20 protein-coding genes and 1 pseudogene are annotated in these 22,394 nt (G+C 67.0%); 6 read left to right on the top strand and 15 right to left on the bottom strand.

Annotation, left to right across the window (positions count from 1 at the left end; genetic code table 11):
* Positions 1 to 261 precede the first annotated feature (261 nt).
* From dnaA to VAR608DRAFT_RS00025, 5 genes and pseudogenes are all read left to right on the top strand, one after another.
* The gene (dnaA, locus tag VAR608DRAFT_RS00005; protein WP_088952189.1) at positions 262 to 1,641 is read left to right on the top strand and encodes a chromosomal replication initiator protein DnaA; all 1,380 of its coding nucleotides are present in this window, start codon (positions 262 to 264) and stop codon (positions 1,639 to 1,641) included.
* Positions 1,642 to 1,909: 268 nt separating this feature from the next.
* On the top strand, positions 1,910 to 3,016 hold the full coding sequence (dnaN, locus tag VAR608DRAFT_RS00010; protein WP_088952190.1) for a DNA polymerase III subunit beta: 1,107 nt from the start codon (positions 1,910 to 1,912) through the stop codon (positions 3,014 to 3,016).
* 242 nt (positions 3,017 to 3,258) lie between these two features.
* Positions 3,259 to 5,775 (top strand): annotated as a pseudogene (gene gyrB / locus VAR608DRAFT_RS00015) (DNA topoisomerase (ATP-hydrolyzing) subunit B); the annotation flags it as partial.
* A gap of 137 nt (positions 5,776 to 5,912) precedes the next feature.
* Positions 5,913 to 6,416 (top strand): hypothetical protein, encoded by a 504-nt coding sequence (locus VAR608DRAFT_RS00020; protein ID WP_088952192.1) that lies wholly within the window; start codon positions 5,913 to 5,915, stop codon positions 6,414 to 6,416.
* A gap of 176 nt (positions 6,417 to 6,592) precedes the next feature.
* Positions 6,593 to 7,765, top strand: coding sequence for a metallophosphoesterase (locus VAR608DRAFT_RS00025; RefSeq protein ID WP_088952193.1), 1,173 nt, complete (start codon positions 6,593 to 6,595; stop codon positions 7,763 to 7,765).
* A 2-nt stretch (positions 7,766 to 7,767) separates the two neighbouring features.
* Here the strand turns inward: VAR608DRAFT_RS00025 and VAR608DRAFT_RS00030 are convergent, their stop codons facing one another.
* A complete protein-coding gene (locus tag VAR608DRAFT_RS00030; protein ID WP_088952194.1) occupies positions 7,768 to 8,256 on the bottom strand; it encodes a polyhydroxyalkanoate granule-associated phasin in 489 nt (162 codons plus the stop codon).
* A gap of 192 nt (positions 8,257 to 8,448) precedes the next feature.
* Here VAR608DRAFT_RS00030 and VAR608DRAFT_RS00035 point away from each other — a divergent pair, with 192 nt between their 5' ends.
* The gene (locus tag VAR608DRAFT_RS00035) at positions 8,449 to 9,018 is read left to right on the top strand and encodes an acyloxyacyl hydrolase (RefSeq protein WP_088952195.1); all 570 of its coding nucleotides are present in this window, start codon (positions 8,449 to 8,451) and stop codon (positions 9,016 to 9,018) included.
* Here VAR608DRAFT_RS00035 and VAR608DRAFT_RS00040 read toward each other — a convergent pair.
* The 14 genes from VAR608DRAFT_RS00040 to xrtQ all read right to left on the bottom strand — a co-directional run bounded on the left by VAR608DRAFT_RS00040 (position 8,960) and on the right by xrtQ (position 22,393).
* Positions 8,960 to 9,703 (bottom strand): DUF4130 domain-containing protein, encoded by a 744-nt coding sequence (locus VAR608DRAFT_RS00040; RefSeq protein WP_088952196.1) that lies wholly within the window; start codon positions 9,701 to 9,703, stop codon positions 8,960 to 8,962. The genes VAR608DRAFT_RS00035 and VAR608DRAFT_RS00040 overlap by 59 nt on opposite strands.
* Before the next feature lie 88 nt (positions 9,704 to 9,791).
* Positions 9,792 to 10,787 (bottom strand): lysylphosphatidylglycerol synthase domain-containing protein, encoded by a 996-nt coding sequence (locus VAR608DRAFT_RS00045; RefSeq protein WP_088952197.1) that lies wholly within the window; start codon positions 10,785 to 10,787, stop codon positions 9,792 to 9,794.
* Complete coding sequence (clsB, locus tag VAR608DRAFT_RS00050; RefSeq protein ID WP_088952198.1) at positions 10,787 to 12,043, bottom strand: cardiolipin synthase ClsB; 1,257 nt, start codon at positions 12,041 to 12,043, stop codon at positions 10,787 to 10,789. Before clsB ends, VAR608DRAFT_RS00045 begins: the two co-directional genes overlap by 1 nt.
* Positions 12,040 to 12,768 carry an endonuclease/exonuclease/phosphatase family protein gene (locus tag VAR608DRAFT_RS00055; RefSeq protein ID WP_088958523.1) on the bottom strand — a complete coding sequence of 243 codons (729 nt, stop codon included), beginning with the start codon at positions 12,766 to 12,768 and terminating at the stop codon, positions 12,040 to 12,042. Before VAR608DRAFT_RS00055 ends, clsB begins: the two co-directional genes overlap by 4 nt.
* Positions 12,769 to 12,922: 154 nt before the next feature.
* Positions 12,923 to 13,477 (bottom strand): Spy/CpxP family protein refolding chaperone, encoded by a 555-nt coding sequence (locus VAR608DRAFT_RS00060; protein WP_088952199.1) that lies wholly within the window; start codon positions 13,475 to 13,477, stop codon positions 12,923 to 12,925.
* Between the two features lie 133 nt (positions 13,478 to 13,610).
* On the bottom strand, positions 13,611 to 14,516 hold the full coding sequence (locus VAR608DRAFT_RS00065) for a pirin family protein (RefSeq protein ID WP_088952200.1): 906 nt from the start codon (positions 14,514 to 14,516) through the stop codon (positions 13,611 to 13,613).
* A 55-nt stretch (positions 14,517 to 14,571) separates the two neighbouring features.
* Positions 14,572 to 15,303, bottom strand: a complete 732-nt coding sequence (locus VAR608DRAFT_RS00070) for an aspartate/glutamate racemase family protein (protein ID WP_088952201.1) — start codon at positions 15,301 to 15,303, stop codon at positions 14,572 to 14,574.
* A gap of 16 nt (positions 15,304 to 15,319) precedes the next feature.
* Positions 15,320 to 16,210 (bottom strand): ABC transporter permease, encoded by an 891-nt coding sequence (locus VAR608DRAFT_RS00075; RefSeq protein ID WP_088952202.1) that lies wholly within the window; start codon positions 16,208 to 16,210, stop codon positions 15,320 to 15,322.
* A 1-nt stretch (position 16,211) separates the two neighbouring features.
* The gene (locus VAR608DRAFT_RS00080) at positions 16,212 to 17,132 is read right to left on the bottom strand and encodes an ABC transporter permease (protein WP_088952203.1); all 921 of its coding nucleotides are present in this window, start codon (positions 17,130 to 17,132) and stop codon (positions 16,212 to 16,214) included.
* A 13-nt stretch (positions 17,133 to 17,145) separates the two neighbouring features.
* Complete coding sequence (locus VAR608DRAFT_RS00085) at positions 17,146 to 18,417, bottom strand: ABC transporter substrate-binding protein (protein ID WP_088952204.1); 1,272 nt, start codon at positions 18,415 to 18,417, stop codon at positions 17,146 to 17,148.
* Between the two features lie 81 nt (positions 18,418 to 18,498).
* Positions 18,499 to 19,611, bottom strand: coding sequence for an ABC transporter ATP-binding protein (locus tag VAR608DRAFT_RS00090; protein ID WP_088952205.1), 1,113 nt, complete (start codon positions 19,609 to 19,611; stop codon positions 18,499 to 18,501).
* A gap of 68 nt (positions 19,612 to 19,679) precedes the next feature.
* Positions 19,680 to 20,954: a biosynthetic peptidoglycan transglycosylase gene (locus VAR608DRAFT_RS00095; RefSeq protein WP_231973083.1), complete on the bottom strand. Its 1,275-nt coding sequence runs from the start codon at positions 20,952 to 20,954 to the stop codon at positions 19,680 to 19,682.
* Between the two features lie 7 nt (positions 20,955 to 20,961).
* A complete protein-coding gene (locus VAR608DRAFT_RS00100) occupies positions 20,962 to 21,534 on the bottom strand; it encodes a hypothetical protein (protein ID WP_088952206.1) in 573 nt (190 codons plus the stop codon).
* The gene (xrtQ, locus tag VAR608DRAFT_RS00105; RefSeq protein WP_088952207.1) at positions 21,515 to 22,393 is read right to left on the bottom strand and encodes an exosortase Q; all 879 of its coding nucleotides are present in this window, start codon (positions 22,391 to 22,393) and stop codon (positions 21,515 to 21,517) included. Before xrtQ ends, VAR608DRAFT_RS00100 begins: the two co-directional genes overlap by 20 nt.
* Between the last annotated feature and the right edge of the window lies 1 nt (position 22,394).

The following is a 22,394-nucleotide window of genomic DNA, read 5'->3' on the forward strand; positions in this document are numbered from 1 at the left end:
CGAAAGCTTCCGAAAGCTCCCGAAAGATTCGGCCCCCGAGATACCCCGAAACACACAAAGAGGATTTCAGGGAAACCCGCGATTATCGCAAACATTCGAGTAGCCGACAATCCCGATCGACGTTTCTTCGCCTTTCCATCCCCGCTGGAACGATGTGGATAAGTTTTTGACAAGTTAGAATCGAAGGCGCATCGCGGGTGCGACTATCCACAACACGAACACGAAAGATGGCTGAGGGACAAACCACTTTTCAGAGCACCCATGTCGAGTGACGGCGTCGGTGACAGCCTCTGGCAGGCCTGCGTCGACCAGCTCGCGCAGGAGCTGTCCGAACAGCAATTCAACACCTGGATCAAGCCGCTGACGGCCAAGGTCGCGGACGATTTTTCGCGGGTCACCGTTTTCGTCGCGAACCGCTTCAAGCTCGACTGGATCCGGGCCCAGTACGCGGGCAAGATCGCTTCGATGGCCGAGAAGATCTACGGCCAGCCCATCGTCATCGAGTTAGCGCTTGCTCCTCGGGAAATCGTTGCCCGGCCTGCATCCTTGGCCGTCGTATCGGACGTCGACGTGCCGCGCGACCTGCCGAGCCCCGGCGAGGATCCGGCGAATTCGGCTTTCAAGAACCGCCTCAACTCCGGGCTGACTTTCGAGAACCTCGTCGAAGGTACCGCAAACCGGATGGCGCGCGCCGCAGCCATGCACGTGGCGAGCACGCCGGGCCACCTCTACAACCCGCTGTTCATCTATGGCGGCGTCGGTCTCGGCAAGACGCACTTGATGCACGCTGTGGGCAACCGGCTCTTGGCGGATCGGCCGGACGCCAAAGTTCTCTACATCCACGCCGAGCAATTTGTATCGGATGTGGTCAAAGCGTACCAGCGCAAGACCTTCGACGAGTTCAAGGAGCGCTACCACTCGCTCGATCTGCTGCTGATCGACGACGTGCAGTTCTTCGCCAACAAGGACCGCACGCAGGAAGAGTTCTTCAACGCCTTCGAGGCCTTGCTGGCGAAGAAGTCGCACATCGTGATGACGAGCGACACCTATCCGAAGGGCCTGTCGGACATCCACGAGCGGCTCGTGTCGCGCTTCGATTCGGGCCTGACGGTGGCGATCGAGCCCCCAGAGCTCGAGATGCGCGTGGCCATTCTGATCAACAAGGCGCGCGCCGAAAGCGCCGAGATGCCGGAAGAGGTGGCGTTCTTCGTCGCTAAGAACGTGCGTTCGAACGTCCGCGAGCTCGAAGGCGCGCTGCGCAAGATCCTCGCGTACTCGCGCTTCAACCAGAAGGAAATCTCGATCGCGCTCGCGCGCGAGGCGCTGCGCGACCTGCTGTCGATCCAGAACCGCCAGATCTCGGTGGAAAACATCCAGAAGACGGTGGCCGACTACTACAAGATCAAGGTCGCCGACATGTATTCGAAGAAGCGGCCGGCCTCGATCGCGAGGCCGCGCCAGATCGCGATGTACCTCGCCAAGGAACTGACGCAGAAGAGCCTGCCGGAGATCGGCGAACTCTTCGGCGGCCGCGATCACACCACGGTGCTGCACGCGGTGCGCAAGATTTCCGGCGAGCGCCAGCAGCTCACGGAGCTGAACCAGCAACTGCACGTGCTCGAGCAGACGCTCAAGGGATGATCGATGGACGCCCGCGCACAATCCATCCACGCTGTCAAAGCACAACTCTGGGGAAAGTCTCGGCACAAATGACGGGTTGTCCACAGAGCCGGCGCGCGAACGAATGTTGTTCGCCTCGCGAAGACAGCATCGAAGCGCGGCTGCGCACACCTGTTGCGGGGCGCCAAGTCCTTGTCGCGGAAGCGGAAAATCGCACTGTCCACAGTGCGGTGCGTCCCTTATCTACTACTACCAATCTGAATTAAAGAAATAAAGGAAGAGGTAAGACATGATCGTTTTGAAGGCAACTCAAGACAAAGTCCTGGCGGCGCTGCAATCGGTGTCCGGCATCGTGGAGCGGCGCCACACGCTGCCGATCCTCGCCAACGTGCTGATCCGCAAGACGGGCGGCCAGCTGCAGCTCACGACCAGCGATCTGGAAATCCAGATCCGCACGCAGGCGGAGCTCGGCGGGGACGATGGCAACTTCACGACGACCGTGGGCGCACGCAAGTTGATCGACATCCTGCGCACCATGCCGTCCGACCAGACGGTGAGCCTCGAATCGAACGCCAGCAAGCTCGTGCTCAAGGGCGGCAAGAGCCGCTTCACCCTGCAGTCGCTGCCGGCGGAGGATTTCCCGCTGGTGCAGGAATCCGCCAATTTCGGTCCGGTGTTCAGCGTGCCGCAGAAGACCCTCAAGGATCTCCTGGGCCAGGTGTCGTTCGCCATGGCGGTGCATGACATCCGCTACTACCTCAACGGCATCCTGTTCGTTGCCGAGGGCAAGCAGTTGAGCCTCGTCGCGACCGACGGCCACCGCCTCGCATTCGCTTCCGCCACGCTCGACGTCGAGGTGCCGCGCCAGGAAGTGATCCTGCCGCGCAAGACGGTGCTCGAAATGCAGCGCCTGCTGTCCGATGCCGAAGGCGCGATCGAGATGCAGTTCGCGAACAACCAGGCCAAGTTCGCCTTCGGCGGCATGGAGTTCGTCACCAAGCTGGTCGAGGGCAAGTTCCCCGACTACAACCGCGTGATCCCAAAGAATCACAAGAACAGCGTGACGCTGGGCCGCGCGCCGCTCCTGGCCAGCCTGCAGCGCACCGCGATCCTGACGAGCGAGAAGTTCAAGGGCGTGCGGCTCAACATCGAGCCGGGCACCCTTCGGATCGCCTCGAACAATGCCGAGCAGGAAGAGGCACAGGACGAGCTCGACATCGACTACGGCGGCGACACGATCGAGATCGGCTTCAACGTCACCTATCTCATCGACGCGCTGTCGAACATGAGCCAGGACATGGTGAAGCTGGACCTGCAGGATTCGAACAGCTCGGTGCTGATCACGATTCCGGAGAACGCTTCGTTCAAGTACGTCGTGATGCCGATGAGGATCTAGCACACCCCAGGCTTCGCGCACTTCGTGTCGCGCGCGCCTCCCCCCTTGCAGGGGGCAACACCTGCGGCCCGGCCTGGCCGGTTCCGCGGTGTTTCCCGAACAGAAGGCGCCCAGCCCGGTGCCGAGAGAGAAAGATTCTGATGAGCGAAGAAAACAAGCAGGACGCGCCGCATACGGAGCCGGTCTACACGCCTGAGATCGACAACGCGATTCCGATCGAGGTCACGCCGCCCGACAGCTCCTACGGTGAGGGCTCCATCACGATCCTCGAAGGCCTCGAAGCGGTGCGCAAGCGCCCGGGCATGTACATCGGCGACACCTCGGACGGCACCGGCCTGCACCACCTCGTGTTCGAGGTGGTCGACAACTCGATCGATGAGGCGCTCGCAGGCTATTGCGACGACATCGTCGTCACGATCCACACCGACAACTCGGTCTCGGTGACCGACAACGGCCGCGGCATCCCGACCGGCATCAAGATGGACGACAAGCACGAGCCGAAGCGCTCGGCGTCCGAGATCGCGCTGACCGAGCTGCACGCCGGCGGCAAGTTCAACCAGAACAGCTACAAGGTCTCCGGCGGCCTGCACGGCGTGGGCGTGAGCTGCGTGAATGCGCTGTCCAAGATGCTGCGCCTCACGGTGCGCCGCGAGGGCAAGGTCCACACGCTCGAATTCAGCAAGGGCTTCGTGCAGAACCGCATCGTCGAGACGGTGAACGGCGTCGAGGTCTCGCCGATGAAGATCACCGGCGAAACCGAGAAGCGCGGCACCGAGGTGCATTTCCTGCCGGACACCGAGATCTTCAAGGAGAACTCGGACTTCCACTACGAGATCCTGAGCAAGCGCCTGCGCGAGCTGAGCTTCCTGAACAACGGCGTGCGCATCCGCCTGGTCGACGAGCGCACCGGCAAGCAGGACGACTTCTCGGGCGCCGGCGGCGTGCGCGGCTTCGTCGAGTTCATCAACAAGGGCAAGACGGTCCTGCACCCCAACGTGTTCTACGCCGCCGGCGAGAAGCCGGCCGAGACCTACGGCGGCATTCCGGGCACGCACATCGGCGTCGAAGTCGCGATGCAGTGGAACAGCGGCTACAACGAGCAGGTTCTCTGCTTCACCAACAACATCCCGCAGCGTGATGGCGGCACCCACCTGACCGGCCTGCGCGCGGCGATGACGCGGGTCATCAACAAGTACATCGAAGAGAACGAGCTGGCCAAGAAGGCCAAGGTCGAAGTCACCGGCGACGATATGCGCGAGGGCCTGTGCTGCGTGCTGAGCGTCAAGGTGCCCGAGCCCAAGTTCTCGAGCCAGACCAAGGACAAGCTGGTGTCGAGCGAAGTGCGCGCGCCGGTCGAGGACATCGTCGGCCGCCTGCTCACCGACTACCTGCAGGAGCGTCCCAACGACGCGAAGATCATCTGCGGCAAGATCGTCGAGGCGGCACGCGCCCGCGAGGCTGCGCGCAAGGCGCGTGAGATGACGCGCCGCAAGGGCGTGCTCGACGGCATGGGCCTGCCCGGCAAGCTGGCCGACTGCCAGGAAAAGGACCCCGCGCTGTGCGAGATCTACCTGGTGGAGGGCGACTCCGCAGGCGGCTCGGCCAAGCAGGGCCGCGACCGGAAGTTCCAGGCCATCCTGCCGCTGCGCGGCAAGATCCTGAACGTCGAGAAGGCGCGCTACGAGAAGCTGCTGACCAGCAACGAAATCCTGACCATGATCACCGCGCTGGGTACCGGCATCGGCCGCGCGGGCGCGACGACATCGGGCGGCGGCGCGGACGACTTCAACGTCGCCAAGCTGCGCTACCACCGCATCATCATCATGACCGACGCGGACGTGGACGGCGCGCACATCCGCACGCTGCTGCTCACCTTCTTCTACCGGCAGATGCCGGAGCTGGTCGAACGCGGCCACATCTACATCGCCCAGCCGCCGCTCTACAAGGTGAAGGTCGGCAAGGAAGAGCAATACCTCAAGGACGGTCCGGCGCTCGACACCTTCCTCCTCAAGGTCGCGCTCAAGGATGCGAGCGTCCTGACGGGTGGCAGCAACCCGACGACGCTCGCCGGCGATGCGCTGGCCGATCTGGCCCGCAAGCACCAGCTTGCCGAGGCGGTGATCGCGCGGCTCGGCGTGTTCCTCGACACGGCCGCGCTGCGCGCGATTGCCGACGGCGTGGCGCTCGACCTCGACACCACGCCCGCGGCCGAAGCCTCCGCCGTCGCGCTGCAGAACAAGCTGCGCGAGCTGAACACCACCGGCGCGCCCGCCGATGTGTCGAGCGAGTTCGATGCCCGCACCGACAAGCCGCTCTTGCGCATCAGCCGCCGCCATCACGGCAACATCAAGAGCAGCGTGCTCACGCAGGACTTCGTGCACGGCGCCGACTACGCCGCGCTCGCCGAAGCGGCCAAGACCTTCCGCGACCTGCTGGGCGAGGGCGCCGTCGTGCGCCGCGGCGAAGGCGAGAAGGCGAAGGAAGAAAAGGTCAGCGACTTCCGCGAAGCCATGCGCTGGCTGATCGGCCAGGCCGAGAACACGACCTCGCGCCAGCGCTACAAGGGCCTGGGCGAGATGAACCCCGAGCAGCTGTGGGAAACCACCATGGACCCGAACGTGCGGCGCCTGCTGCGCGTCCAGATCGACGACGCGATCGAAGCCGACCGCGTGTTCACCATGCTGATGGGCGACGAGGTCGAGCCGCGGCGCGACTTCATCGAGCAGAACGCGCTCAGGGCAGCGAACATCGACGTCTGATCGAACGCAAGCGATCGATCATCGATCGCCCGCCGCTGTCACAGGGCGGGAACTGCGCGTAAACGCTATTCCTAGCCCGACTCTTGCTAAGCAAAATCTCCGGCGGATTTGACGCCATTCGAGCAAGAGGACAGCAAATGAACCCCAACCGGTCTTGGCGGCCCCTGTGGGCCGCGGTGATGATGCTGGGCGCATTCACCACCGCGCAGGCACTGACCAATCCCCCGATCCGGATGGCGCAGGGCATCGAGTACATGTGCGGCGGCAGGACCGGCGAGGAAGCGGCCTTCATGCAGACCGTTTCGCCGCGCTGGGCGGCCACGCTGGAGTTCGGCATCAGCCGTGCCGGCCGCAGCGTCCGGTTTCCGTCCGAGGTGCATGTCACGGTGCGGGAGCGCTATACCGGCCGCGAGTTGATGCAGGCCGATACCGGATCGCCCTACATGCTCGCGCGACTCGATCCCGGTGCGTACGAAATCGAGGCGACGATGGGCGGCGTCACGCTGACGCAGCCGCTGGTCGTCTTCAACGGTGTCGGCGCGAAGGCGGTGTTCATGTGGCCCTCGAACGTGGATTTCGCCTCCGCGATGGGCGCTCCGCAGCGGCCCGAACACCAGGCTGCCGTCAACACGGGCGATTGAGCACAAACCCGGTGGAGCTACCGCCGGCCAACCCGCGAGGATCTCGCCAGAACCATCATCAGGTTCGCGCAAGGAACCTGCCTTGAAATAGCGTCGGACAAGGTGGCACGCACCTTGAATGTGGAGCTTGTGGCTCGCATTTGGTGTGTCCGGATTTTTCCGTCCTGCCAGTCCCGATGCCGCTCCGCCCCCTCATCCTCCTCACCACGCTCCTGCATGTCTACATCGGCCTGCGGCTGCTGCCTGCGCTGGCCGGCGGGTCGGTGCTGCTGGTGATGGCGCTGGTCGTTTCGGCCGCGACCATGCCGCTGCCGTTCGCCAGCAGGCGCCCGGGCGCCCGTCGCATCGGCGACGGATGGAAGTGGATCGGGCTCTTCTGCATGGGCTGGTTCTCGTCCATGTTCGTGCTCACGATCGTGCGCGATGCGGGCCTGCTGGTCACCTGGGCGGTGACGCTGCTTTCGGGCTGGGGCATCGACTGGCCGCGCTGGCTGTCGAAAAGCGCCGGCGCGGTGCCGCTCGTCGCGACGGCGATCACCGCGATCGGCTTCCTCAACGCGCGCCGCACCGCCAATGTGGTGCGCGTGGACGTGCCGATCCAGGGCCTGCCCGCCGCGCTGGACGGATTCACGATCGCGCAGCTCAGCGACATCCACGTGGGGCCGACGATCCGGCGCGGCTACATCCAGCGCATCGTCGACGCGGTCAATGGCCTGGGCGCCGACATGGTCGCCATCACGGGGGATCTGGTCGACGGCACCGTGCCGGAGCTTCGCGATCACGTCGAACCGCTGCAAGGCCTGCGCGCGAGGCACGGCACCTTCGTGGTGACCGGAAACCATGAGTACTACGCCGGCGCGCACGCCTGGATCGCCGAGCTGCGCCGCCTGGGCCTGCGCGTGCTGCTCAACGAACACGTCGTGCTGCAGACGCGCAGCGTGAAGGGCGCACAGACCGACGAGGAGGTGCTCGAAAGCGCGCTCGTCGTGGCCGGCGTCACCGACTACACGGCGGTGCATTTCGATGCCGCGCACGCGAGCGATCCGCAGCTCGCGCTCGACGGCGCGCCGCCGATGGTGCACACGCGCGTGCTGCTAGCGCACCAGCCGCGCAGCGCGCCGGCCGCGGCCGAGGCCGGCTACCAGCTGCAGATCTCCGGCCACACGCACGGCGGACAGTTCTTTCCGTGGAATCTCTTCGTGCCGCTGCAGCAGCCCTTCACCGCCGGCCTGCACAAGCTGCGGCAGATGTGGGTCTACACGAGCCGCGGCACCGGCTACTGGGGTCCGCCCAAGCGCATCGGCGCGCCTTCGGAAATCACCTTGCTGCGCCTCGTGCCGGAAAGCTGACTTCAGTGCTCAGCCGGTGCCGCGAGGCGGCGTTCATTGGCCGTCGCCTTCGCATGGATCGGCCTCAGGCCGCGCTGCACGATGCGTGCGCCGGCGCTGCTGAGCTGGCTCACCGCCGCCGCCGTGCGCGCGGCCGAGGTGCCGAGAGCTTCGGCATGCGTCACCGCTTGCGCCTGCGACGTGCTGGTCGCGAGCGAAAACAGCGCGACCCCGCCGCTGAGCCAATGCCTGACCGCACGATTGAAAAGCGCGAACTGGGTGGTGTGCAGCTGGTTCACCATCGCTGCGCCGGCCTCGCTCGCGGCCGCGAGCTTCTCGTGCCCCATGAGCTGGAATTCGGCGAGGTCCGCATCGCTGGGCGCGAGGCCCGCCCGGGCGATTCGCTCGGTCCTCATGCGGATCACCGAACCGGACGACAGGAACATTTCGTTGGCTGTGGCCGCGACATCGGCCCATAGCATCAGGGGATTGAAGAAGCGAACGGAAAGCATGCGGGATCTCGAAACGCGGCGCGGGGGGGTCGAGGACGAACTATAGGCCTTCCGCGCCATTTTTGCTGCAGCGCAGCATGAAATAGGCTCTCGTGCCACCTGTTCCATCGGCGCGGTCTGCGCACGCAGCCGTACAAACCCTTACGATTGCCAACGCATTCAACTCAACGCAGGGCCCCAAGAATGAGAAACATGACCTCCTGCGCCAAAGCCATCCTGTGTGCGGGAGGCGCGTTGCTTTCGGTGGCGGCCCACGCCGCGCCGGACGACAACAAGGCGATGGGCATTTATGTCGAAGCGGGGCACACGCCCCAGAGCGGCCGCTCGACCAATTCGCTGACGGCCGGCCTGACCCTGCCGATGGGCACCAACCGCCTGATCTGGGGCGGCGACGTGGGCTTCTACTGGGACTTCTTCCTGAGCGGCTGGCGCGCACCGAAGCCCAGCGGCAACGGCAAGGACAACTACGCCCAGATCGGCGCCATCGCCAACTGGCGCTACCGCTTCGGCGAAGGGCGGTCGCCCTGGTTCGTCGAGGCCGGCATCGGCGGCACGTTGATGGACCACCTCTACCGCACCGAAAATGGCCGCGAGTTCAGCACGGCCTTCCAGTTCACCGAGCAGATCGGCGCCGGCCTGAGCTTCGGAGCGCAACGCGAGCACGAGGTCTCGGTGCGCCTGCAGCACTTCTCCAACGGCCACATCAAGGAGCCGAATCCGGGCGAGAACTTCGTGCGGGTTCGCTATCTCTATCGCTTCTGAGTGGGCTCGGCGCGCAATCGGCGTCGAAGACCTGGTGATAGCAGCCGAGCCACAGGGTCTCGGCCGCATCGCGATCCAACCGGCGCTCGCAGCGCAGGCCCGCGCCGAATTCGAGTGATTCGCCGCGCCCCCGGACGCAGCACTCCGGCGTGAGCACGGCCCACTGCGCCTGCGCCATCCTGCGCATGAAGAAGGGCGCGACCGCTTCGACGATGTAGTGCTCGGGCGCGAACCAGGCGATCTGCAGCGGCTCGCCGTCCGCCGTGTGGCGCAGGGTCCTGAAGCGCACCTGGGACTTCATCTTCTGCATGTCGCGCCGCACCGCGCGCGCCATGTGCAGCGCGCGAAGCCGGTCTTCGTCGTGCGGGTCGCGATAGAGGCCGGGTTCGTGCACGAGCCGCCAGAGCAGTCGGTAGAGCAACTCGAAGCGCGCGGGGTCGTGGTGCAGGATCACCAGGTTGCACAGGGACAGGAACGAGCGCGGCAGCACCGGATTGACGCCGCCCGGCGGTTTTTCGTCGGCTCCGCCCTGGCCATCGCAGAGCTGGCTGTGCAGTTCGAGGCTTGCGCGCGCGTCCCAGTGCGCTTCCTCGGGCGGTACGAGCGCCGCGAGCAGGGCGCGGGCTTCGCGCCGGAATCCCGGCAGATCGGTCTGACTCGCAAGCGTGACGGAATGCAGCGCCATGCCCTCAACTTAGGTCGCACCCGCCGACGCCCCTGTAGGCATTCAGGCGAAAAAGGCCGAAGCATGCGCTGGCTTTGCGCTGCGGAATTCAGCCCGAAGCCGCCGACAGCATCTTTTGCAGGCGCCGCGCGTGCATCTCCGCCACCGCGTAGAACACCAGCGCCACCGCGAGCGGCAGCAGGTAGTAGAGCGCACGGTACGCGAGGATCGCCCCGAGGAGCCGGGCCTCCGGCAGCCGGTGCGACAGCAAGGCGAGGAACACGGCCTCCAGGACCCCGAGCCCGCCCGGCACGTGCGTGATGACGCCGGCCACCGCGGCGACGAGAAGCACCGAGAGCACGGTGGGGTACTCGACCTGCCGCTGCAGCAGGAACCAGAGGATCCCACCGATCAGCGACCAGTTGGCGCACGACATCAGGAGCTGGAGCAGCGCGATGGGCAGGGGCGGCGTGTCCAGCTCATGGCCGCGGATGTTCCAGGTGTGCTCGCGCGCGACGGCGCACAGCACCAGATACGCGAAACCGGCCAGCATCAGCCCCGCGCCGAGGACGCGCAGCCCGCCGCTGTCGATCCGCCAGTTCGGCGGCAGCGTCATCGGCGCGAAGCAGAAGGCCGCGCCGGCCACCATGAAGTAGCCGAACCAGTTGGTGAGCATGCTGAAGCCGAGCACCCGCGTGATGGTGTTGGGGCCGAGCCCGAGCCGCGAGTACAGACGGTACCGGAAGGCCACCCCGCCGATCAGCGAACCGAAGTTCAGGTTGAACGCATAGCTGATGAAGGTGACGCCCATCACCGGCAGCGTGGCGAGGGTGTGATGGGTCATGCGCCGGCCGAGCAGGTCGTAGGTGCTGTAGAGCAGGTGGCTGCAGAAGGCCAGCACGCCCGCGGCCAGCACCATCGGCAGGGGAATCGCGCGCACCGATGCGAGCACGTTCCACCAGTCGACGTTGCGGGCCTGGCGCCAGATCAGCGCCAGCACCCCCGCGAAGAAGACCCACGCGGCGATGCGCTTGGTGTGCTCCCAGGTGCTCGACCCGGTGGATTCCGCAGGCGCCGCCGCGCCGGCTGCCGGCGGGCTGGCCATCACGCCACGTCCGTCCGCGTGGAACCGCCGCGCGGGCCCTGCTTTCCTAGCGCTTTCAGGCGCGGCACGTGGCGCGGCAGCCATCCGGCCCACGCCGGATACCAGCGCAGCAGGTGGAAGACGCAGAAGCTGCGCACCAGGCGCCAGGCGCTCCATTCGGTGAGGTCCGACGCCTGCACCTGCTTGCAACTGTTTTGCATCAGGTGGTGGAGCTTATCCCAGAGCGCCCGGTTGAACGCCTCGCTGCGCACCACCACGTTGGCCTCGAGGTTCAGCGACAGGCTCAGCGGGTCGAGGTTGCTCGAGCCCACGGTACTCCATTGGTGGTCCACCAGCGCCACCTTGCCGTGCAGCGGCCTGTCGGTGTATTCGTGGATTGAGACGCCCGCATGGAGCAGGTGGTGGTAGAGCATGCTGGCCGCCACCTTGACGAAAGGCATGTCGGGCACGCCCTGCAGGACCAGGTGCACCGCGACGCCTCGCTGCGCCGCGCGGCGCATTTCCTTGATCAGCCGGTAGCCCGGAAAGAAATAGGCGTTGGCGATCACGATGCGCTCGCGGGCGCTGCGGATCGCGGCGCGGTAGTGCCGCTCGATGTCGGTGGTGTGCTGCCGGTTGTCGCGGGTCACGAAGAGCACCTCGGCCGTGCCCTCGGGCTCGGCCGTGCCTTCGGGCGCGGTCGCGCCCTGGCCCGCGGCCCTGAGACGCCGCCGGAACCAGCTCGCGCCCTTGCCGCCGAGCGCGATCGCGCGCAGCACGAAATGGTGGATCTCGCGGGCGATCGGGCCCCTCAGTTCCACCGCGTAGTCCTGCTTCGCCATCGGCCCGAAGCCCCGCAGCTGATCGGCCGAGAAATTCATGCCGCCGACGAACGCGATCAGGCCGTCGACCACCACGATCTTCCGGTGCATGCGGCGGAAGTAGTTGAGGCGCTGCCCGAAGATCTGCCTGCCCGGATCGAACACCCGCACCCGGACGCCCGCCGAGCCGAGGCCTTCGATGAACTCGGCCGAGAGCTCCGGCGAGCCGAAGCCGTCGATCATCAGGTCGACCTTCACGCCCCTGAGCGCCGCCTCGCGCAGCACGGCATGCAGCGCCAGACCGACCTTGTCCTCGAACAGGATGAAGGTCTCGATGATGACCTCGCGCCGGGCGCCGCGGATGGCGTCGAACACGCGCGGGTAGTACTGCTCGCCGTTCTCGAGCAGTTCGACCCGGTTGCCGCCGACCCAGCGCTGGCCCTTCGATGCGCTCACAGCTCGATCTCCGCCACCAGCGGCGCGTGGTCCGACAGATGCGCCCACGGCCTGCGCGGCAGCACCACCGGCGCATGCCCCGTCGCGTTGCGCACGTAGATGCGATCCAGCGGCAGCAACGGAAAGCGCGCCGGGAAGGTCCTGGCCGCGCTGCCGTGCGCCTGCACGAAGACCTCGTGCAGCGACGCACCCTCTTCCAGGACCGCGTGCGCCTTGCCGCGCCAGTCGTTGAAATCACCCGCGACGATCAGCGGCGCATCCGCGGGCACCTCGTCGCGCACGATGTGGCAAAGCAGGTCCAACTGCTGCTGGCGGTGGAATTCGGCCAGCCCGAGATGCGTGCAGATCACGTGCACGTCCACCGGCCGCGCCGGCAGCCGCAGCACGCAATGCAGCAGGCCGCGCTTCTCGGGCCCGAGAACGGAGACGTCGTGGTTGCGGTAGCGGATGATCGGAAACTTCGACAGCACCGCATTGCCATGGTGGCCCTTCGGATACACCGCGTTGCGGCCGTAGGCGAACTGCGGCCACATCGTGTCGGCGAGGAATTCGTAGTGCGGCGCCTCGGGCCAGTTGTCGATCTTGCGCGAATGCCGCGAGTGCGTGCCGAGCACTTCCTGCAAAAAGACCACATCGGCGCCTACGGTGCGCACCGCTTCCCGGAGCTCGGGCAGGATGAACCTGCGGTTCAGCGCCGTGAAGCCCTTGTGGGTGTTCACGGTCATCACCTTCAACGAAGTCGGCTTGGCCGTCACGGCTTCCGTGGGAGACGAGAGCTTCACGGAATCAGTTGTAAGACGGGCCGCTCAGGCAGGCTGTAGGAAGAAAGCCCGCGGCGCTTGCGCGTCGCGGGCTTCTTCGTGTGGGCCGGTGAGAGGTTCAGCTCTTGGCAGGCGCAGCCGCATGGTGCGGATGGTGGTGGCCTTCGTGATCGCCTGGGCCGAAGCGGCGCATCGACTCGGCATCGAAGGTCTTCTGCTGTTCAGGCGTCAGACCGGCGTAGAAGCTGCGGGTCGCATCGGCGCGCTTGGTGAACATCGCGCTGCGTTCGGCCTGGCGCTTTTGCATCAGGTCGAGGCGCTGCGGCGTCGTCAGCTTGGCGAACTCGTCGCGGTTCATGCGTGCACCTTCCGGCGGCGCGGGCGGCATCTGCTGCGCTTCGGCGAAGGCGTTCCAGGCGCCTTCCTGCGCCGGGCTGAGCTTGAGCTTTTCCTTCAGCGCCGCGAGATGCTGCGCATGGCGCTGCTTCATCTGCTCGAAGCGCTGGGCGCGGTCTTCCCGCCCGCGCGGACCCTTGGCCGGAGCTTGCGCGGCGGACTGGTCCTGGGCGGCCGGCGCGGCCGGCGAGGCCGCCGGTGCCTGCGCGAAGGCGCCCGAGGCCACAGTGGCAGCCAGCAATCCGGCACAGAGAAGGTATTTGCGAGACGTGATCATGAGAGTGCTTCCTTTCGAAGAAGCCTGCCGCCGATGGGCAGCAGGTGAAGCAAAGTGTGGCCGCCGCATGTGTCCGGCAAATGAGGGCGGGGTTAGCGCGCGTAAAGATAGATGAAGGCGCGCAGCGGCCCGATCAGCCGAACTTGCCGCGCTGGAAGTCCTGCACCGCCTGCATCAGCTGCTCGCGGGTGTTCATGACGAAGGGGCCGTACTGCGCGATCGGCTCGCGCAGCGGCTTGCCGGCGATCAGCAGCGCGCGGGCCGGGCTGTGGTTGGTGCCCGGCGCATGCAGCAAGACGCCGTCGCTGCCCGGCTCGTTGGCCATGATCGCCATGCGCTTGGTCGGGATCTCGCTGTTGCCGATGAAGACCGATTCGCGGAACACGTAGACCAGCGCGTTGCGATCGTCGGGCAACGGCTGCGCGAATTCGGCGCCCGGCGGCAGGGTGATGTCGAGATACAGCGGCTCGGTGTGCTCGCGCTTCATCGCGCCGGCGATGCCGTGGCTCTCCCCGGCGATCACGCGGACGTGCACGCCGGCCGGCGTGGCGAGTTCAGGAATCTCCTCGCTCTGGATGTCGCGATACCAGGGCTCGCGCATCTTGTCCCTGGCCGGCAGGTTGAGCCAGAGCTGGAAGCCTTCCATCAGCCCTTCTTCCTGCTCCGGCAGCTCGCTGTGCACTAGGCCGCGGCCGGCCGTCATCCACTGCACGCCGCCGTTCGACAGCAGCCCCTCGTGGCCATGGCTGTCGCGGTGGCGCATGCGGCCCGAGATCATGTAGGTCACGGTCTCGAAGCCGCGGTGCGGATGGCTCGGGAAGCCGCCGATGTAGTCGCCCGGGTTGTCGCTGCCGAAGGCGTCGAGCATCAGGTAGGGATCGAGCCGCTCCTGCAGCGTGTGCTGGAGCACCCGCGTGAGCTTGACGCCGTCGCCGTCGCTGGTCGAGACACCCGCGACGATCTGCTCGACCGGCCGCGGGCGGATGAGCGAAGCCGGCGCAGCGGCATGGACGTTGTGGGGGCGGTGCGAGGTGGTCATCGGGGCATGGTGGCACGGTCCGGACGACCGCGCTGGCGGTGGGGGCGGCGAGGGGTCAGCCGAAGGACTCGAGCTCCCACGACACGCTTTGCCAGGCGACGCCGAAGCCCGCCGCCCGGGTGCGCGAAGCGGGCGAACGGACCGCATCCACGGCCCATTGCGCGCCGGCGTCCACGCTGTCGACCAGCGCTACCGGCACCGCGCCGGCGATCTCGGCGGCGATGCCGGCGAGCCCGGCGCCGCCGAGGATCACCGCCTGCACGCCGAAGCGCTGGGCGGCGTCGCGGCAGGCCTGCGCCAGCAACGACCGCGCACCGTCCGGATCGGCGGCGAGCTGCGCGCCCGTCGGCGCCACGGTGTGGATGCCCGCGAGCGAAGCCGAGAACCCGAGCGACCAGGCGAGCCGTTCGAGCATCGGGCGCCAGGCCTCGCCACCGGTGACCACCGCGAATCGGCCCCGGCGCGAGGCGGCGAGAAAGGACGCTTCCGCCAGCCCGCCGACCGCCACGCCCGCGCCTTCGCGCAGGGCGAAGAGGCCCGGGTCGCCGAAGCAGCCGATCAGCACCGCATCCGGCCGCTCGCCGTTGGCATGCGCGGCCGCCCAGGCATCGAGCGTGGCGTGCTGCGCGACCGCATAGCTCGCCTCGCTCGCGATGTAGGGCGCGCCGAAGCGCGCGGTGAAGGTGCGCACGTAGTGCGCCGCGCCGGCCGCGGCGCTCACGCGGCGTTGCAGCAGATCGCTGACCGATGCGGAAGTGTTCGGATTGATGACGAGCAGCCGCGCCATGCCTGCCGCCGCCGCATCAGCGCCGCCGCGCGGAACGCCTGCGCAGCAACGCCGCCGCGCCGAGCGCCATGCCCATCACCGCGAAGGAGACCACCGTGGTGACCGTGCCGAGCGCATAGATGGCCGGAGTGGTCACCGTCGAGGTCAGGCCCTGGAGTTCGAGCGGCAGCGTGTTGACGTCGCCGATGGCCTGCGAGGTGCGCGCGATCTCGTCCCAGCTCAGCGTGAAGCCGAACATGCCGATACCCACCACCGACGGCCCGATCAGCGGCAGCACCACGTGCAGGAAGCTCTGCCAGGGCGTCGCGCCGAGATCGCGCGCCGCTTCCTCGTAGGCCGGATTGAAGCGGTTGAACACCGCGAACATGATCAAGAGGCCGAATGGCAGCGTCCAGGTGAGGTGCGCGCCGAGCGCCGAAGTGAGCAGGCCTAGCGCGGTGCCGTAGTTCTCGAGCGTGCTGGTGGCGTCGAGCGCGGTGAGCGCGCTCTTGATGCCGCTGTCGAGCAGGCGGAACTGCAGGCCGATGCCGAGCGACACGATGATCGACGGCATGATCAGGCTCGCGATGGTGATGAAGAAGAGCGCATTGCCGCCCTTGAGTTTCTTGCGGAAGGCCAGGCCGGCAAGCACCGAGAGCACCACGGTCAACAGCATCACCACCGCGCCGAGCAGCATCGAGCGCCGGAACGCCGCGCCGATGTCCACCGTGCCGAGCCCTTCGGCGAGCTTGTGGAACCAGTGCAGCGAGACGCCGCGCAACGGGAAGGTGAGACCTCCTTCGGGCCCCTGGAAGCTCAGCACGAAGATCGTGATCATCGGGCCGTAGAGGAACAGCACGAAGAGCACGAAGACCACTGCCAGTGGCCAGAATCCGCGGCTGCGCTGCTCACCGATGCGATGACTCACCTCAAAGCTCCTTGCGTATGTCGACGAGCCGCGTGAGCGACCAGATGATCATCAGCACCACCGCGAGCAGGATCATCGCGTTGGCTGCGGCAAGCGGGAACTGCAGGTACGAGGTCTGCACCTGGATGATCTTGCCGACCGAGGCGATCTGCTGGCCGCCCATCACGCCGATGGTGACGAAGTCGCCCATCACGATCGTGATGACGAAGATCGAGCCGATGAGGATGCCGGTGCGCGAGAGCGGCACGATCACGTTCCACAGCGTCTGCCAGCCCGTGGCGCCGGCGTCGCTCGCCGCTTCGAGCAGCGAGCGGTCGATGCGCATCATCGAATTGAAGATCGGCACGATCATGAACATCGTGTAGAGGTGCACGAAGGCCAGCACCACCGAGAAGTCCGAGAACAGCAGCCACTCGATCGGCGAGTCGACCACGCCGAGCCACACCAGCCCCTGGTTGACCAGTCCGTTGCGGCCCAGGAGCGGCACCCACGAGATCATGCGGATCACGTTCGAGGTCCAGAAGGGCACGGTGCACAGCACGAAGAGCAGTGTCTGCATCGCGGACGAGCGCACGTGGAACGCGAGGAAGTACGCCACCGCGAACCCCACGAGCAGCGTGATCGCCCAGACGATGACGCAGAACTTGAGCGTGCTGAGATAGGTGGACAGCGTGACGCAGAGATCGCCGTTGTCCGTGAGATGCGAACAGCCTTCGAAGATGCTCAGGTAGTTGCGCAGCGAGAGCGCGGGGATGAGTTCGTACTCGTTGAAGTTCCACAGGCTGACCATCGCGATCAGCACCAGCGGAACGATGAAGAACAGCAGGAACACCAGCGCGAACGGCGCCGCCTGCCACCATGCGCGGAGGGTCCGCACAGGCGCGGCGGCATGGGCCGGAGCCGTTGTCGCGATGGCGCTCATGGGGTCAGGGACTTCAAGCGGCGACGAACTCGTTCCATTTCCTCACCATGTACTCGTTTTCGTCCATGACGGCGTTCCAGCACGCGATGCCGCCCATGCGCTGCTCGTAGCTGCCGCCGTCGCGCACCGCGCCGGCCTTGGCGATCACGTCGCCCTGCGGGCTCTTGATGTCCTTCTCGGCGGGCTTGCCTTCCATCCAGTAGGCCCACTCGTAGGGTTCCATCTTGGCCTTGGCGGTGTCGAGCACCGCGCTGTAGTAGCCCTGGCGATTGAGGTACGCGCCGGCCCAGCCGTCGAGGAACCAGTTGATGAATTCGTAGGCGCCGTCGAGCTTGCGGCCCGACAGCGTCGCCGGCAGCCCGAAACCCGAGGCCCAGGCGCGATAGCCTTCCTTGAGCGGCTGGAAGACGCAGTCGATGCCCTTGCTGCGCACCGCCGTGACGGCGGGCGACCACATCGACTGGATCACCACCTCGCCCGAGGCCATGAGGTTGACCGACTCGTTGAAGTCCTTCCACAGCGCGCGGAACTGGCCCGCCTTCTTGGCCTCGATCAGCGTCTTGATCGTGAGGTCGATCTCGGCCTTGGTCATGTTGCCCTTGTCGGCGTACTTGTGCAGGCCCTTGGACTCGACCACCATAGCCGCATCCATGATGCCGATCGACGGGATGTTGAGGATCGCCGCCTTGCCCTTGAACTCGGGGTTGAGCAGTTCGGCCCACGAGCCGATCGGCCGCTTGATGAGGTCGGGCCGGATGCCCAGCGTGTCGGCGTTGTAGGTGGTCGGGATCAGCGACATGAACTGCGTGGGCGACTTCGCGAAGGCCTTGCTCTTCTCGCCTTCGAGGTAGATCACCTTGATCGGCGCAGTGCCCTGGTTGCCGACCTTCTTGCCCGCGACTTCGCCCTTGGTGAAGAGCGTGGTGATCTTGTCCGCGTTCTTCACGCGCTTGGTGTCGATGCCCTTCAGGTTGCCGGTGGGCACGATCTTCTTGAGCGAGAAGTACTCGGTGTCGATCAGGTCGAAGCTGTTCGGCGCGGTGACCGCGCGCTTGGTGACGTCGTCGGTGGTCACGGCGACGTACTGGATCTCGATGCCGGTGTCGGCCTTGAACTTCTCGGCGATCGCCTTGTCCTGGTTGACCGCGGTGCCGAGGTAGCGAAGGACGATCTTTTCCTCTGCATGAATCGCGGGGAACACGCCCGCCGCAAGGATGCCCGCGGTGCCCTTCAGCAGCGTGCGGCGCTGCACATCGGTCAAAGAGGTTTCAGTTTTTTTGGACATGGTGGGTCTCCGAAGAGGCAGTGGTGGTGGTGAAGAAGAAAAAGGGAAGGGCGGCCGCCGCGCTGCGACGCACGGGACGGCTCACGCTGCCATCGCCGCGAGCGCCGCCATCGGCGCGGGTCGGGACACGGGCCAGCCGTTGCCGGGGTCGTCCGGACGGGTGGCGCCGGGCCCGAGCAAACGCGCGTCGGCTTCGGACCAGGAGAGGTGCACGCCGGCGCCCACCTCGTAGGGGTGCTGGGCGAAAGCCTTCTCGGACAGCAGCACCGAGACGCTGCTGCGCTCGGGCCGCACACCGGTGATGTGCAGGCCGAGCAGCACATAGGTGCCCTGGTATTCGATGTCGGTGACGTGCGCCGGCATGCCCGTCTCCCCGGCCGCGCCGGTGGCCGGCGTGATGCGCATGTGGTCGTTGCGCACGGCGACGAGGCCGTCGTTCAGTGCGAAAACGTTGTGGCCGCCCATGAAGCGCGCGACGAACTCGCTGGCCGGGTGGTTGTAGACCTGGTGCGGCGAGCCCACCTGCTCGATCAGCCCGTGGTTCATCACCACCATGGTGTCGGCCAGCGCCATCGCCTCTTCCTGCGAGTGCGTGACGTGGATGAAGGTGAGGCCCAGTTCCTTCTGCCAGCGCCGCAGCTCGGCGCGCATCTGGATGCGCAGGAACGGGTCGAGCGCGGACAGCGGCTCGTCGAGCAGCAGCACGCGCGGTTCGGTGATCAGCGCTCGCGCCAGCGCCACGCGCTGCTGCTGGCCGCCGGAGAGCTCGGCCGGCTTGCGTTCGGCCAGGTGCCCCATCGCGACGCGCTCCAGCAGATTCCTCGCCCGGCGATGGCGCTCGGCCTTCGCGACGCCCTTCATCTTCAGGCTGAAGGCGACGTTGTCGAGCGCCGAGAGATGGGGAAAGAGCGCGAAGCTCTGGAACATCATCGCGGTGCCGCGCGCCGCCGCCGGCAGGTTGGTGATGTTGCGGTTGTCCAGCAGGATGTCGCCCGAAGAAACCGATTCATGCCCGGCGACCATGCGCAGCGTGGTGCTCTTGCCGCAGCCCGAGGGGCCGAGCAGGCAGCAGTAGCTGCCGCTGGCGATCCGCAGATCGATCTGGTCGACCGCGGGCGGCGTACCCGCGGCGTAGCGCTTGGTCAGCGCGACGATTTCAACGGCGGCGGGCGGTGGGGCGGTGACGGCATCCATCGATGCTGGCATCGCAAGACATATGCCAGCCAACCGGCGCCGTCATGCGCCGTCCTGGTGCGCGGACCCTATGGCGCGGCGAACTTGGCCGCGGCAACGCTCTTCAGCAAGGCCTCCCGCTGCGCCTTGGTGATGCCCCTGACGCCGTCGGCCACCTTGTTCGCGCGCTCGAGGTTGATGTTGCCGTCCTGCTGCCACTTGCGCACCGCCAGTGCCGGATTCGTGAGCATCGACGCGAGCCAGACCGCCTGCGCCGGTTCCAGGTTGCGGGCCGGGCGCTTGAAGTAGGTGCGCGCCGCCGCCTCGGCGCCGCAGATGCGTGCACCCCAGGGCGCGTTGTCGAGGTAGAGCTGCAGGATGCGCGCCTTGCCCAGCGTCTGCTCCATCTCGACCGCGTAGAGCAGCTCGCGCAGCTTGCGGTCGGCGTTCTGCTCGCCGCCGGTGACGAGGATCTTGGCCAGCTGCTGGGTGATGGTGCTGCCGCCGCGCTCGGTGCGCGAAGACTTCTGGTTGGCTTCGAGCGAGGCCGCGAGTTCGGTCAGGTCGTAGCCGGGGTGGTTGAAGAAGCGCTGGTCCTCGGCCGAGATGACGGCGCGCGCCAGCCAGCTCTCGCTGCCGAGGCGGCTGGCCGGGCCGCAGGTCGAACGCGCGTTGGCGATCGCCTCGGTGCCCAGGCCATCGACCGTGAAGCCCTCGATCTGCGGCGTCAGCGAATACGTGCCGGCCGGCAGCGCCACCTGCGCGCGCAGGCCCATCGTGCCGCCGATGCGTGCGCGCTTGAGCTCCGGCAGGTCGGGCGCGAGCACCGCGTACCACTGGGCGATCGGCGCGCTGTCGGCGCGGATGTCGAGCAGCAGGCTCTTCTGCGTGAGCCGGCCGTCCCAACGCCCGCGCAGCACGACGTCGCCGCTGCCCTCGGCCGTCACCGCGCCGGGCGCCGAGGCTTCCAGCAGGCCGCCGAGCGTGCCGGCATCGCGCCGCACCGTGGCCTTGAGGCGATCGACGCGGATCGGCGCCTTGCCCAGCGAATGCAGCGTGGCGCTGCACGGCGCGCATTGCAGTTCGAGCGTGCCGGTCGGTTCGTTCCAGCCGAACGCCAGCGGGCCGAAGCCGGTCTCGATGGTGCGGCCCGCGATCCACGGCGCGAACCACGACGAGGTGGCGAGCCGGATCGCCGTGGGCACGCCGACATCGATGGAGAAAGGGCCGGCCTTGACCCGCGCGGGCCATTCGTCGGGGCCGGGCGCGAGGGCGAGCCGCACGATCAGGTAGGCGGCGATGCCCGCCGTCAGCACCAGCGCCAGGGTCGTGAAAAGCAGGTAAAGCAGTGCCTTCTTCAGCAAATTTCTCTCACTCGATCGGTCTCGCCAGGGTGACAGCCTGCCAGGGGCCGTTCGACCGGCCGGTGGCTGCTGCCCAGTACCAGGCTGAAGTGTCGGTGAAAGCGGCGCCCTCGGCATCGACGATGCGCTCGCAGACGCGCATTTTCTGCCTGCCCTGGCGCTCGGCGACGAAACAACGCCACAGTCGGGCGTGGACGTCCTGCTCCAGGCGGGCCTGGGCGATGCCCCAGCCGAGCGCGCGATAGCAGTCGGCGGCCGGATGCAGCATGCGGGTGGGCGTGTCGACGCGGCGCATGACGAGCATCTGGCGGCCATCGGTCATGCGCGCGATCGAGCCGGGGAAGCGCTCGGCGAAGCGGTGCTCCACCTCGCTGAGCGCCAGCGGGCGCAGCGGTGCGCCTTCCCATTCGCTGGGCCATTCCTGGAAAGTTGCCGCTGCGGGCGATGGTGCATCGCCCTGGAGTGCCGAGACGGTCGACCAGAGCATGCACGCGAGCATGGCCGACGCGAAGACCGCCTTGTGCGCGATGCGGTTGACGAAGCGGTTGGCAAACCAGCGTTCAAAGAGCGGTATCGACACGGCGACCTCCTCCGCAAGCGACCATCACCCCTGCGATGCCGCCGCACACCAGCGCGAGCACCGCGAGTCCGAAGGCGTCGTGCAGCCAGGCCGGCGGTGCATGCCCCGCGGCTTCGAGCGCCACGAGCACGCTGTTGCGCACGATGTTCCCGCCGAGCACCATCAGCCCGACCGCCGGCAGCCGCGTGAGAAAACTGCGGCCATCGCGGCCCGCCCACAGCGCGACCACGCAGGCAGTGAAGTAGCCGAACCACGCCATCTGCACGCCGGAGCAGGGCGCGTCGACGATCACGCGTTGCCCGTCGACGAGGAGGCTGCTGCCCTCGCGCGCCACGCTGAAGCCCGTCATCAGCAGCCAGCGGCTCGCCTCGGCGGTGACCACGCGCAGCGGATAGCCCGCGTAGAACTGCACGGACGACAAGAGCGGCAGGGCCAGCAGGGCAAGCAGCACCACCGGCAAGCCGGCGATGCGCCGGGGCAGGAAGGCCAGCAGGCCGCAGGCCATGGCCAGCACGGCAAGCAACGCGGCAGCCAGCGGTGGCAGCGACGGCAAGGGGCCGATGCCGGTGCGAAGCAGGGCGGCGCCCAGGGTGCCCGAGGTCGCGACCGCGAGCCAGCCGAGACGCGGCGCGGGTCGCAGTTCGCCGCGAAGACGCCACACCATCAGCGCCAGCGCGACGAGTGCGAGAAGCCCCAGCGGATCGTCCGAACCGTCGTGCATGCGGCGCGCCATCCAGATCCAGTGCGGCGCGAGCGCAGCGGCCTGCAGCGCGAGCCAGGCGGCAGCGGGCGCACGATCGAGGCGGATGCCCCAATCGATGACACGCGGGTGGGTTTGTGCGAGTACGGCAAGAGACATG

Origin of the sequence: Variovorax sp. HW608 (assembly GCF_900090195.1) — a bacterium.
Classification (GTDB): Bacteria; Pseudomonadota; Gammaproteobacteria; order Burkholderiales; family Burkholderiaceae_C; genus Variovorax.